We start from the raw sequence: 12,268 nt of genomic DNA, 5'->3' as shown, positions 1-12,268 counted from the left end.
CATTCTGGCAAGCCGGGCGGCATGGGGGCCGTGAAGGGTGGGGCGCCAGCCGCGGATCGGCGCTGGTGACGCTGCAGAACGCGCGCGCTGCAGCGTCGCTGCCTTCATCCGGCGGCAGCCGGGCTGTCGGTGGACAACGCGATGTCGCGCTGGTCTTCCAGCGCAGCCAGCCGCGTGGTCAACGCCTCGCGGATCGCGTGGTAGGCCGCCGTGCCCATGACCAGCCGAAACGGCGGGGGGGATGCCTCGGTGCAGGCGATCATGGCCGCGACCATGCGCTGCGGGTCGCCGACGATGGCCCAGCTGCCGTCGTCCAGCGCGCGGCTGAGTGCGTCGACCGGTGTGCCGAGGTAGTCGGACGGGATGTCGGTCCTGACCAGCGAGGCGCCGAAGTTGGTGCGTGCCGGGCCGGGTTCGGCCAGGGTGAAGTGGATGCCGAAGCCGGCCACTTCCTGCGCGGCGGCTTCGATGAAGCCTTCGATGCCCCATTTGCTGGCGTGATACAGGCTGAAGCCGGGGTAGGCGATCTGGCCGCCTTCGGACGACACCTGCACCACGTGCCCGCCACCTTGGCGACGCAGGTGCGGCAGCGCGGCCTGGATCAGCGTGATGGAGCCGATGAGGTTGGTGTCGATGAGATCGCGCACCTGGGCGTCGGTGGCGGCCTCAGCGGCACCGAGCGTGCCGTAGCCGGCGTTGCTGACCAGCACGTCGATCCTGCCCAGGGCCTGGAAGGCCCGGGTGACGGTCTCGCGCACCGCTGCGCTGTCGCGCAGATCCAGCTGTAGGACGGTCAAAGCGTCGCCGTGCGCGGCCTGCAGATCGGCAAGCGCTCCTGCGCGCCGCACGGTGGCTGCGACGCGATCGCCGCGCGCCAGCAATGTTTCGACCAGGCCGCGGCCGAAGCCGGAGGATGCGCCTGTGATGAGCCAGGTCCGGGACATGGGGGTGGCCTTTGCGTGGAAGGGAATTCCACTCTAGGCGCGGGGAATTGATGGGTCTATGCCATAGAATCCGAATGAGTTGATGTGAAATGGCCACCAATGCCCAAGCCGACCTTCAATGACCTGGCCGCGTTCACCAGCGTCGCGGTGCATCGCAGCTTTCGGCGTGCGGCCGCCGAGCTGGGGCTGGCACCGTCCTCGCTCAGCCATCTGATCAGCGCGCTGGAACGCAATCTCGGCGTGCGCCTGCTGCATCGAACCACGCGCAGCGTGTCGCTGACCGAAGCAGGCGAACGGCTCTACGCCAAGTTGGTGCCCGCATTGCAGGACGTCGAACAGGCGCTGGGCGAACTGGATGCCTTCCGGAGCGGGCCCACCGGCACGGTGCGCATCAATGCCCCCGAAGTGGTGGTGCGGCTGTTGTTGCAGCAGGTGGTGCCGCAGGTGCTGGCGCGTCATCCGGCGCTGTCGGTGGACCTGGTGAGCGAAGGGCGGCTGGTGGACATCGTGGCGGCCGGCTTCGATGCCGGCATTCGCCTGAGCGAGTCGGTACCGCAGGACATGATTGCAGTGCCCTTTGGTGGGCAGACGCGTTTCATCGCGGTGGCCGCACCTGCGTATCTGCAGCATGCCGGCTACCCGGACACGCCGGACGATCTGCATCGCCACGCCTGCATCCGGCACCGCATGCCCAGCGGCAGGCTGTACCGCTGGGAGTTCGAGCGGCGCGGCCAGGAGGTGGCGATCGACGTGCCTGGGCGGCTGACGCTGGACCAGCTCCTGATGATGAGCGAAGCCGCCGAGGCCGGCCTTGGCATCGCCTATGTGCCCGAGCACGCGGCGATGGCGGCACTGGCACGCGGCACGCTGGTGCGCGTGCTGGAGCAGTGGTGTCCGGCGATTCCGGGACTGGTGCTGTACTACCCGGGGCATCGACAGGTTCCGCCCGGGCTGCGCGCGTTCATCGAGACGCTCAGGCAGGTGTTGCCGTAGCCGTCGATCGGCACCCAGGGCGGTCACGCCCATGATGGGCCGCAGGCGTCGCGGCCGACTCCGAAAGCGGGCTGAAGCGCGCGCACCGATGCCGGTTGCGGCGCCTGTATATGCGCCGAAATGCTTACATGCGTCACACAAGCACGCACCTATACTTCCCGGGTGTCCCACCCACGAGGTTCTGACTGCATGAGCGCACCCCCAACGTCTCCGATCGCCGCCGGTTCTGGCGCAGCCCCCGGTAGCCTTCGCCGTTCGGTGTCCAACACGCTCAAGGGATCGGCCGGCAATCTGGTCGAGTGGTACGACGTCTACGTCTACTCGGTGTTTGCCACCTACTTCGAATCGCAGTTCTTCTCCAAGGAAGACAAGAACGCCACCATGTTCGTGTGGGCGATCTTTGCGATGACCTTTTTGATGCGCCCGATCGGTGCGTGGTACTTCGGCCGCTTCGCCGACCGTTACGGCCGCCGGCTGGCGTTGACCATCTCGGTGTCGATGATGGCGCTGTGCTCGTTCGTCATCGCGGTGACGCCCACGGTGGCCACGATCGGCATCGCCGCGCCGATCATCCTGTTGCTGGCGCGCCTGCTGCAGGGCTTTGCCACCGGCGGCGAGTACGGCACCAGTGCCACCTACATGTCCGAGGCGGCCATTCCGGGCCGGCGCGGGTTCCTGTCCTCGTTCCATTACGTCACGCTGGTCGGCGGGCACGTGCTGGCGCAGACCACCTTGCTGGTGATGCTGCATTTCTTCGATGCGCCGCAGGTGTCGGAGTGGGGCTGGCGCGTGGCGTTCGGCCTGGGCGGCATCGGTGCGTTGGTGGTGTTCTGGCTGCGCCAGACCATGGACGAGTCGCTGAGCTCCGAATCCATCGCCGATTCGCGCACCGGCAAGGCCAAGGCGTCGGGCTCGATGCGCGAGCTGTTCGTCAACCAGTGGCGCCCGTTGCTGCTGTGCTTCCTGATCACCGCCGGCGGCACCATCGCGTTCTACACCTATTCGGTCACCGGCCCGAAGATGATCCAGACCGCGTTCGCCGGTGGCGACGTGATGGCCGGCACCATCATCAACCTGGTCGCGCTGACGGTGCTGATGCTGATGCAGCCGGTGGGCGGCTGGCTGTCGGACATCGTCGGGCGCAAGAGCCTGCTGGTGTTCTTCGGCATCGGCGGGGTGCTCTACACCTGGTTCCTGGTGATGGAGCTACCCAAGCAGACCGACTGGCTGACCGCGTTCGCGATCCTCACCGTGGGCTTTGTGATCCTGACCGGCTACACCTCGATCAATGCGGTGGTGAAGGCCGAACTGTTCCCCACCCATGTGCGCGCGCTGGGCGTGGGCCTGGGCTATGCGCTGGCCAACTCCGCCTTTGGCGGCACCGCGCCGCTGCTGTACCAGGCCTCGTTGAAGACCGGCCACGTCAGCGAGTTCGTGATCTACGCAACGGCGGTGATCGCGGTGTCGTTGGTGGTGTACATGTTCTTCCTGACCAACAAGGGCAGCAACTGGCTGGATGACGAAGCGGCGATGCATCAGCGCAAGCGCTGATGCTCTGCCCTTCTCCCGTCGGGCGTTGAGCGTCCTTCTGCCTGCTGGAGTTGAGCTCCCTTCTCCCTGCGGGAGAAGGTGCCCGAAGGGCGGATGAAGGGACGTGCGACGCCTCGTGTCATTTACCGCGAGTGGCTTCGCCTCGTCCCTTCACCGCACCCCCCGCGCCAGCCGCGCGGGCGCTCCAGGGCACGCGCACCCGTGGCGCGCAGGCAGTGCCTTATCGCCCCGCGGGGATAGGGGCCAATGGCGGCGTGGTACCGGTGTTTCTCTGGGTGTGCGGCGCCGTCTGCGCAAACAAGCTGTAACGCAGCCCGATCAACCCCAGCAGCGCTTCATCGCGATGCGCACCCGCCGGCACCTTGCCGACGCGCGCCAGCGAGGCATCCAGCCGCGCACGCAAGGCATCCGGCGCAGGCAGCGGGCGTTTGTGCGCGATCTGTTGCCGGTAGTGCGCGGCAACATCGACCAGGATCGCGTCCACCGCCTCGATGCTCGGCTGCGGCAAACCGTGCCGCGCGCTGCGCAGTTGCAGGATGTTCAAGCCCACGCGCACTTCGTTGAGCATGTCCACCGAGGCCAGGTCGCTGCCTTCCGGCGTCAGGGCCAGCCGTGGTGCGAGCAGGCCAAGCAGGTCCAGCATGCGGGCGGCAAAGTGCTGCCGGTCCTGTGCGCCGCGGCCGTCGGCGGCCTCGGCCAGCGTGCGCCAGCCCTGGCGCACCAGCCGGCGCGCGCTCCATTCGGCACCCACCGAGCGGAACAGCCGCGTCAGCACCACCGCAAATCCAATGCCCAGTACCATCGCCACCGCCGCGTTGACGAAGCTCTGGATATTGGCGTTGTAGGTGTTCTGCAGGCTCAACAGCGCGGTGAGGTTCACCACCAGCGGCAGCGCGATCAGCATGGTCTTGGGGCGGTGCAGCAATGCGCCGATCGGCAGGAACACCGCCGCCAGCACCAGGACCAGCATCGGGAAATCGTGGATGGCCGGGAAGATGCCGAACAGATAGATGCCGGCAACCACGCTGGCCACCACCGCCCAGGCCAGGAACGACAGCATGCTCGGCGCCGGGTCGTCCTGCGCGGCGAAGAATGCGGCGGTCACCGCGGCCATCATCGCGCCGTTGCCGCCGCCTTCCCAGCCGATGCCGATCCACAGCACGCAGTACGCCATCAGCGCGACGCCCGCGCTCAGGGCGGAAAACGCGACCATGCCGAAATCGATATGGCGGCTGCTGCTGGCAGGTACGGGTGCATCGGATCGTGACCAACCCAGGCGCTGTCGCAATGACGCTTGCATGCGCGAACGCGTGGCGGGTGCGCCCTGCACCGCCGCGGCTTGCCCGGGTGATTGGGTCGTTGCAGGCTGTCGCGCAGCTCCCGGCATGGCCCGCAGCACCGGCATCGCCGTGCCGTGCACCACTGCCTGCTGCAGCGCGCGGCAGTCCTGCCACAGGTCGAGCAGCTCTTCCAGCCGCAACAGCAGGCTCGCCAGCAGCAGATGTTCGATGTCCTGATCCACCACCGGGCGCAGGGCGGCGATGCGTGCACGCAAGGCGTCCACGTCCGCATCGCTGCGCGCGTCCTCGTCCTGGTCCATCCAGGCCGCGACATCCTCCAGCAGCGTTGCCGTCTCGGGCGGCAACGCCGACCCATCGCGCTGCAATGCATCCAGCCGGTCGGCCACCGACGACAGCACCGGCAGCAGCATCAGCATGCGTGCGCGCAGCTGTTCCAGCGTGGGGGCGGTGCCGGCATGGCGCGGGTCGTCGTGGCGCACGAAGGCGATCAGCGCCTCGAACTGCACCAGATCGGCGGCCAGCCGGTTGCGCGGTGCCTGCGCTGGGCCGCGCTGCAGCACCTGCTGGCACCATTGCGCGGCGTCGCGCATCCAGTTGCCGATGCGCCCGGTCAGCATCGGCTTGACCGAGGCGGGGAACACCAGCGCGGCGAACAGCACCGCCATCACCGTGCCCAGGATGATCTCCTCGCTGCGCGCCACCACGGTGTCGAAGATGCCTTCCGGCGCGGTCACCGCCGGGAAGCCGATGAAGGCGGTGGTGTAGCCGGCCAGCAGAAACGCATAGCCACGCGGGCCGCGATTGAGCAGCGCCAGGAACAGGCAGGCCGACAGCCACAGCGCCATCGCCGCACTGAGCAGCAGCGGCGTCTCCACCAGGTTCGGCAGCATCACCAGGGTCGCCGCGCCGGCCAGCAAGGTGCCGAGCACGCGGTACACGCCCTTGGCGCGGGTGGGGCCGAGCAGCGGCTGGGAGACGATGTAGACCGTGGCCATCGCCCAGTACGGCCGCGACAGATTGCCGGCCAGCCCCACGTACAACGCCGCGATCGACGCGGCGAAGGTCTTGGCCGAAAACAGCCAGGCCTGGCGATCGCGCAGCAGCGCACTCATCGCGCGGCCGTGGCGTCGGTGCGGCCGGCGGTCGCTTCCCAACCGCCGCCCAGCGCCAGGAACAGCTGCAGTTGATCCTGCGAGACTTGCGCCTGCGCATTGGCCAGCGTCATGTCGGCGGTGGCCAGCGTGCGCTCGGCATCCAGGCTGGACAGATACGGCGTGCGCCCGCCTTGATACAGGCGCCGGTTCTGCGCCGACGCCAGCTCGGCCTGTTGCTGCGCCTGCTCCAGCAGGTGCAGGCGGTCCAGGTCCTGCGCATAGCGCGACAAGCTGGTCTGCACTTCGCGCAGCGCCTGCAGCACGGTGTGGTCGAACTGCGCCAGCGCCGCGTCGGCGCCGGCCTCGGTGGCGCGCACGCGCGCACGCGCACCGCTGGAGGGTAGCGTCCAGGAGATCAGCGGGCCGAACGACCAGGCATGCGTGGCCGGCTCGCCGACATCGGCCAGCAGGCCGGTGGCACCGATCGAGCCGCCCAGGCGGATATCCGGATACAGCTCTGCAGTGGCCACGCCGATGCGCGCGGTGGCTGCCGCCAGCCGGCGTTCGGCCTGGCGCACATCCGGGCGACGCGCCAGCAGCGCGCGGCCGTCGCCGATCGGAATCGGTTGCTGCAAGGCCGGCGCGTGCGCACAGCTGTCCACGCCGGCTGGCACCTCGCCGGGGGTCTTGCCGAGCAGCGCGGCCAGTTGATACCCGGCGGCCTGGCGGCGCGCGCGCAGCGGCGGCAGCGCCGCTTCCAGCATCGCCACCTGTGCGGTGGCGCGGGCCAGATCGGGCGGGGTGCCACGGCCGGCAGCGATCAGGCGCTGGGTGATGTCGCGGCTGCGTTGCTGCAATTGCAGCGAATGCTCGGCCACGTGCAGCTCGTGGTTGGCGTGGCAGATCTCCACGTAGCTGCCGGCGACCTGCGCGGCCACGTTGACGCGCGCCAGATCGATCGCGGCCTGGGCGACCTGCGTATCGGCCTGCGCGGCCTCGGCGCCGCGTTGCAGCTTGCCGAACAGATCGAACTGATACGACACCCCGAGCTTGCCATCGGCCAGGTTGAACACCGGCAGCTTTTCCTGCTGCAGGAACGCCTCGGCCGAGACCTGCGCGCGGCTGACGCCGGCCTCCACCTCGTAATCGAAACCGCCCGCGTCCAGCGCCTGTTCGTACACCGCGGCGGCGCGGCGCAGGTTGGCACCGGCCACCTTCAACTCGACGTTGTCGCGCAAGGCCTGTTCGATCAGGCGGTCCAGCATCGGGTCCTGATACAGCGCCCACCAGCGTGCCGGCAGCGGCGCGCCGGCCTGCACCTGGGCGTTGCCGGTGTCGACAAACGCCGCGTTGGCGGCCGGACGCTGGTAGGCCGAATCGTCCGGCACGGCATAGTTCGGGCCGACCGTGCTGCAAGCGCTCAGGGCGCTCAGCAGTGCGGCCAATCCCACAGGACGCAAGACGCTGCGGTTCATGGCGCGGCCTTGGCCTGCACGCGGGCAGGCGCGCTGGCGGCAGCGTCACGCACGGCGTCCGGCAGGATGCTCACGGTGGCGGTGCGCCCGGCGATCAGCTGCACATGCGCCGGTACCTGGTCCAGCACGATGCGTACCGGGATGCGCTGCGCCAGCCGCACCCAGTCGAACGCCGGGGTGACGTTGGGCAAGGCGCCGGCGCTGCCGCTGCGGTAACGGTCCTCGATCCCGGCGGCGATGCTCTGCACATGCCCGTGCAAGGTGGCCGGCTCGCCCATCAGGTGCACGTCCACGCGCTGGCCGGCATGCACGCCCTGCAGGCGGGTCTCCTCGAAATAGCCATCGACGCGGAACGAGCCGGTATCCAGCACCGCCACCACCGGGCGCCCGGCGCTGACGTAATCGCCCACGCGCACGGTGCGGTCGCTGATGTGGCCGTCGGCCGGGCTGCGCACCTGGGTGCGGTCCAGATTGAGCTGGGCCAGGTCTACCGCCGCTTGCGCGGTGGCCACCGCCGCCTGCGCCTTTTGCACATTGGAGCGGCGTACCTCGGCATCTTCGGCGGCGACCAGGTCCTGCAGGCTGTGGTCGCGCGCGATCTCGCGGCGCAACTGGCTCAAGGTGGCCTGGCGCTCGGCCAGCGCGGCGCGCGCCTGTTCCAGCGCGATCGCATAGCGTGCGCGGTCCACCACGAACAGCAACTGCCCGCGCGTCACCGCCTGGTTATCGGCCACCGCCACCTGCTCCACCAGCCCGGACACATCCGGCGCCACCTGCACCACATCGGCGCCCACGTGCGCATCGCGCGTCCACGGCGCCTCCATGTAATAACGCCACAGGTGCTGCAGCACCACCGCGGCCACCACCACCATCGCCAGGGTCAGCAGCGCCGGCCCCGCGGTCTTGATCAGCTTTTTCACGATTGCATCCAACGGGTCAGGGAAAACAGGCCACCCAGCAGCGCGATGTACAGCGCCAGGTTGAACAGCGCCGGGTGCCAGATGTGCCGGTAGGCGCCGGCCCGGGTCAGCAGCGCACCGATGGCGCTGTTGAGCAGGTAGGCCAGCGTCATCAACGCCAGCAAGGTGGGAACGAACACACCGTAGAGACTGAATTCGCCGTACATCGGGCACATCCTGGGAAAGGAAAACAACGACGCCCGGCGCCGCGCGCGCCAGGGACATCGGCAAGGCACTACACGCGTCGCAGCACGACGCCTTACAACTGGCTCAGTCGGACCCACTCAGCCGCGCATGCGCCTGCGCGATCTGCTCCCACAAGGTCAGCACCACCTGCACCTGCGCTTCGCTGAGCGTGCCGAACACCTCCGCACGCAGCGCATCCAGGCGGATCTCGATGCGCCCGACCAACGCCTGGCCTGCGTCGGTGAGCCACAGCTGGTTGGCGCGGCGGTCGCTGCTGTCGGCCTGCCGGCGTACCAGCGCCTGCGCGCACAGCTTGTCCAGCAGCCGCACCAGGGAAGGGCCTTCCATGCCCAGTTGCTGGGCCAGCGCCACCTGGCGGATGCCGCCGCCGGAGCGGCCGATCATCAACAACGGCCCGGTGCAGGCGCTGGACAGCCCGAAGTCGGCAAATGCCTGGTCGGCCAGCCGCTGCCATTGGCGAGCGGCGACCAGCAGGCCGGAGCTGAGCTGGGCACGGGAGGAGAGAACGCTGTTCGTCATAATAGATAGGATGCTATCAATTCAACAATGAATCAATAGTCGCTGAACCCGGGCAAGCCGGCGCAACCGCCACTGGGGCGGCTGGCCCGTCCTCGGGTACCATGCTCGCCCCCTTTGGGTGCACCTGCGCATGAGCCAGTCCGACCAGCCCGATTCCCCCGTCACCCAGGCCCAGGCCGAAGATGCCGTGCGCACCCTGCTGCGCTGGGCCGGCGAAGACCCGGCCCGCGAAGGCTTGCTGGATACCCCGCGCCGGGTCGCCGAAGCCTATGGCGACTGGTTCAGCGGCTACCGCGAAGAACCGCGCGAATACCTGGAACGCACCTTCGAAGAGGTGGCCGGCTACGACGAGCTGATCGTGCTGCGCGACATCTCCTACGAAAGCCATTGCGAGCACCACATGGCGCCGATCATCGGCAAGGTGCACGTGGGCTATCTGCCGCGCGGCAAGGTGGTCGGCATCAGCAAGCTGGCGCGCGTGGTGGAAAGCTATGCGCGGCGCTTCCAGGTGCAGGAAAAGATGACCGCGCAGATCGCCCAGTGCATCCAGGACGTGCTGCAGCCGCGCGGCGTCGGCGTGGTGGTGGAAGGGGCGCACGAGTGCATGACCACCCGCGGCATCCACAAGCGCGGCGTCAGCATGGTGACCTCCAAGATGCTGGGCAGCTTCCGCGAAGACGCGCGTACCCGCGCCGAATTCCTGCAGTTCATCGAAGTGGGCGGCAAGCGTTGAGGCAGCCGTCGCCGTCGCCATGAAGCACCAGGCACGCATTGCCGGCTATCGCCAATTGCGCGAGCAGCCGGTGTGGAAACTGCTGGCCGCCGACCACGCGCCGGAGCTGATCGGCCTGCTGCAGACGGTGTTGCTGGACGGCGAACGCCGCCTGCCCGCGGGCGTGCTGCACGAGCGCCTGCAGCGCCAGCTCGACGTGCTGCGCGCCGACGAACTCTCTCGCGAGTTGCCGCGCACCGCGCAGGCCTATCTGGCGCATTGGCTGGCACAGGGCTGGCTGGAACGCCGCCTGCCCGAAGGCGCAGCCGAAGAAGAATACGAGCTGTCGCGCGCGGCCACCCAGGCCATCCGCTTCATCGTCGGCCTGCGCGAGAGCAGCAGCAGCGCCACCGAAAGCCGCCTGTCGCTGGTGATCCAGCAGCTGGTGCAGCTGGCTGGGCAGACCGAAGCCGACCCGGAGCTGCGCCTGGCCGCCTTGCGCGACGAACGTGCGCGCATCGATGCCGAGATCGAACGCGTGGCGTCGGGTCGTGTGGCCGCACTCGACGGCAAGCGCGCGCTGGAGCGCGCCCGCGACCTGATCCATCTGTCCGACGAGCTGGCCGAGGATTTCCATCGCGTCCGCGACGATTTCGAACAGCTCAACCGCCAGTTCCGCGAGCGCATCATCGACGACGAAGGCGCGCGTGGCGATGTGCTGGAGCAGCTGTTCAACGGCGTGGACGTGATCGCCGAGAGCGAGGCCGGGCGCACCTTCGAGGCGTTCTGGAGCCTGCTCAACGACACCCAGCAAAGCAGCCAGCTCGATCAGGCGCTGGATGCGCTGCTGGCACGCGGCTTCGCCCGCAAGCTGGACCGGCGCGAGCGCGCCTTCCTGCGCGGGTTGACCGGCACGCTGCTGGAGCGCGGCGGCGAGGTGCACACGGTGATGCAGCACTTCGCGCGCAGCCTGCGCGGTTTCGTGCAGAGCCGCGGCTATCTGGAACAGCGCCGGCTCAATCAATTGCTCAGGCAGGCGCAGGGCGAAGCCCTGCAGCTGCGCGACAGCCTGCATGCCACCGCCGCCACCGGCTACACGCAGGCGTTGAGCGCTGCCCGCCTGCGGTCGCTGTCGCAATGGCGCCTGCACGACCCGCGCCTGACCCAGGTCGATGGCCGCGTGCAGGCCGCCGATGCGGCGGACATCTCGCTCGACAGCGTGGGCGACCTGGTCGCGCAATCGGAGATCGACGTGCGCAGCCTGCGCCGCGACCTGCACGAGCTGCTCGGTCAACGCCCGCGCCTGACCATCGGCGATGCGCTGCAGCAGCGCCCGGCCGTGCAGGGCCTGGGCAGCGTGATCGGCTACCTGTCGCTGGGCACCCGCCACGGCGTGGTGATCGACGGACAGATGGAAACGGTGCAATGGGAAGGCGGCGACGGCGCGCTGCGGCGCGCACGCATTCCGCTGGTGTGGTTCACCCGGGAGAAACGCAATGAACTGGTCTGAGGACACCCGCCTGGATGCGGACGAGGACACGGGCGCGTCGGCCGATGCCGGCCGCACGCCGCTGATGGAGACAGCGCCTGCACAGCCGCAAGGCGAGCTGTTCCTGGGCGACACCGGCACGCTGCCGTTCGACGCGCGGCGCGCGCTGTGCCAGCTGCTGGCCGGCCCCAGCATCGACGCGCAACGCCACGGTGCGTTGTGGCCTGCGCTGTTGCGCAACGAAGCGCCGATCCGCCAGGTGTTGTGCGAGCTGTTCCTGGAACTGGTGCTGGACCGCGAGGGCGGGGTGGCCTTCACCCGCCAGGCCGATACCGCCGAGCTGGAATCGCCGACCTTGCTGCGCAGCGCGCCGCTGACCTTTATCGAGTCGGTGCTGCTGCTGTTCCTGCGCCAGCAACTGGCCGAGGCCGATACGCGTGGCGAGCGTGCGGTGGTGGACGAGGCACAGCTGGTGGAGGCCTTGTCGGTCTACGAGAAGAACGTGTCCACCGACCGCGCGGGATTCGCGCGACGGGTGATGACGGCGATCGGCAAGATGCGCGACAACCAGTTGCTGTCGCGCCTGCGCGGCAGCGAGGAGCGCTACGAGGTTTCGCCGGTGCTGAAGCTGTTGTTCTCGGCCGAGGACGTGCAGGCCCTGCTGGTGGCGTATCGGGAGTTGCGAGAGGGGGAGGTTGCGTTGGAGTGATGGCGTCTGCACCCCGCACGGCCATCGCTTCTCCCACCGGGAGAAGGTGCCCGAAGGGCGGATGAGGGGACGGCCGATCGCGATGCCTGGATGTGACCTCTGGAGTGTGTGTGTAGCCGTGCGTCATGCATTGCGCGATGAAAGTCAGCTCTCACGCCCCGTCAAGCGCAAGTGGCTTTCTTCATGGGCAGCACTGAGCCATCAGCTTCCCGCGCATCGGTCAGCACCCGCTCTCGTCACGCATCCGTGTCCATCCAGATCACGCGCCGCGTAGGAGCGGCCCAGGCCGCGAAGGGACGTACCCGATCACCGCCA

At 68.7% G+C, this 12,268-nt stretch carries 11 protein-coding genes; 5 read left to right on the top strand and 6 right to left on the bottom strand.

The window, feature by feature from the left end:
• Window positions 1–104: 104 nt before the first annotated feature.
• Complete coding sequence (locus tag H7A87_RS20260; RefSeq protein WP_119129942.1) at window positions 105–944, bottom strand: SDR family oxidoreductase; 840 nt, start codon at window positions 942–944, stop codon at window positions 105–107.
• Window positions 945–1,043: 99 nt separating this feature from the next.
• On the opposite strand from H7A87_RS20260, the gene H7A87_RS20255 reads away from it, so the two are divergent.
• Both H7A87_RS20255 and H7A87_RS20250 read left to right on the top strand, forming a co-directional pair.
• Window positions 1,044–1,937 (top strand): LysR family transcriptional regulator, encoded by an 894-nt coding sequence (locus tag H7A87_RS20255; RefSeq protein ID WP_119129941.1) that lies wholly within the window; start codon window positions 1,044–1,046, stop codon window positions 1,935–1,937.
• Between the two features lie 189 nt (window positions 1,938–2,126).
• Window positions 2,127–3,488, top strand: coding sequence for an MFS transporter (locus tag H7A87_RS20250; protein WP_024939637.1), 1,362 nt, complete (start codon window positions 2,127–2,129; stop codon window positions 3,486–3,488).
• A gap of 220 nt (window positions 3,489–3,708) precedes the next feature.
• Here H7A87_RS20250 and H7A87_RS20245 read toward each other — a convergent pair whose 3' ends face one another.
• The 5 genes from H7A87_RS20245 to H7A87_RS20225 form a co-directional block, all read right to left on the bottom strand.
• Window positions 3,709–5,901 (bottom strand): FUSC family protein, encoded by a 2,193-nt coding sequence (locus H7A87_RS20245; protein ID WP_119129940.1) that lies wholly within the window; start codon window positions 5,899–5,901, stop codon window positions 3,709–3,711.
• Window positions 5,898–7,358: an efflux transporter outer membrane subunit gene (locus H7A87_RS20240; protein ID WP_119129939.1), complete on the bottom strand. Its 1,461-nt coding sequence runs from the start codon at window positions 7,356–7,358 to the stop codon at window positions 5,898–5,900. Before H7A87_RS20240 ends, H7A87_RS20245 begins: the two co-directional genes overlap by 4 nt.
• Window positions 7,355–8,278, bottom strand: coding sequence for an efflux RND transporter periplasmic adaptor subunit (locus tag H7A87_RS20235; RefSeq protein WP_180496821.1), 924 nt, complete (start codon window positions 8,276–8,278; stop codon window positions 7,355–7,357). The genes H7A87_RS20240 and H7A87_RS20235 overlap by 4 nt, the downstream gene beginning before the upstream one ends.
• A complete protein-coding gene (locus tag H7A87_RS20230; RefSeq protein ID WP_024939640.1) occupies window positions 8,275–8,493 on the bottom strand; it encodes a DUF1656 domain-containing protein in 219 nt (72 codons plus the stop codon). Before H7A87_RS20230 ends, H7A87_RS20235 begins: the two co-directional genes overlap by 4 nt.
• Before the next feature lie 94 nt (window positions 8,494–8,587).
• On the bottom strand, window positions 8,588–9,043 hold the full coding sequence (locus H7A87_RS20225) for a MarR family transcriptional regulator (protein WP_104586048.1): 456 nt from the start codon (window positions 9,041–9,043) through the stop codon (window positions 8,588–8,590).
• A 130-nt stretch (window positions 9,044–9,173) separates the two neighbouring features.
• On the opposite strand from H7A87_RS20225, the gene folE reads away from it, so the two are divergent.
• Genes folE through H7A87_RS20210 form a run of 3 tightly spaced genes read left to right on the top strand, consistent with a single transcriptional unit; the run spans window position 9,174 to window position 11,953 of the window.
• The gene (folE, locus tag H7A87_RS20220; RefSeq protein WP_104543982.1) at window positions 9,174–9,776 is read left to right on the top strand and encodes a GTP cyclohydrolase I FolE; all 603 of its coding nucleotides are present in this window, start codon (window positions 9,174–9,176) and stop codon (window positions 9,774–9,776) included.
• A gap of 19 nt (window positions 9,777–9,795) precedes the next feature.
• The gene (locus H7A87_RS20215; protein WP_115678171.1) at window positions 9,796–11,265 is read left to right on the top strand and encodes a DUF3375 domain-containing protein; all 1,470 of its coding nucleotides are present in this window, start codon (window positions 9,796–9,798) and stop codon (window positions 11,263–11,265) included.
• Window positions 11,252–11,953, top strand: coding sequence for a DUF4194 domain-containing protein (locus H7A87_RS20210; protein WP_119129937.1), 702 nt, complete (start codon window positions 11,252–11,254; stop codon window positions 11,951–11,953). Before H7A87_RS20215 ends, H7A87_RS20210 begins: the two co-directional genes overlap by 14 nt.
• Window positions 11,954–12,268: the final 315 nt, after the last annotated feature.

The organism is Xanthomonas sp. CPBF 426 (assembly GCF_903989465.1).
Taxonomy (GTDB): Bacteria; Pseudomonadota; Gammaproteobacteria; order Xanthomonadales; family Xanthomonadaceae; genus Xanthomonas; species Xanthomonas euroxanthea.
Note: the sequence above shows the minus strand (reverse complement) of the source record. Positions and strands in the feature narration are given on the sequence as shown.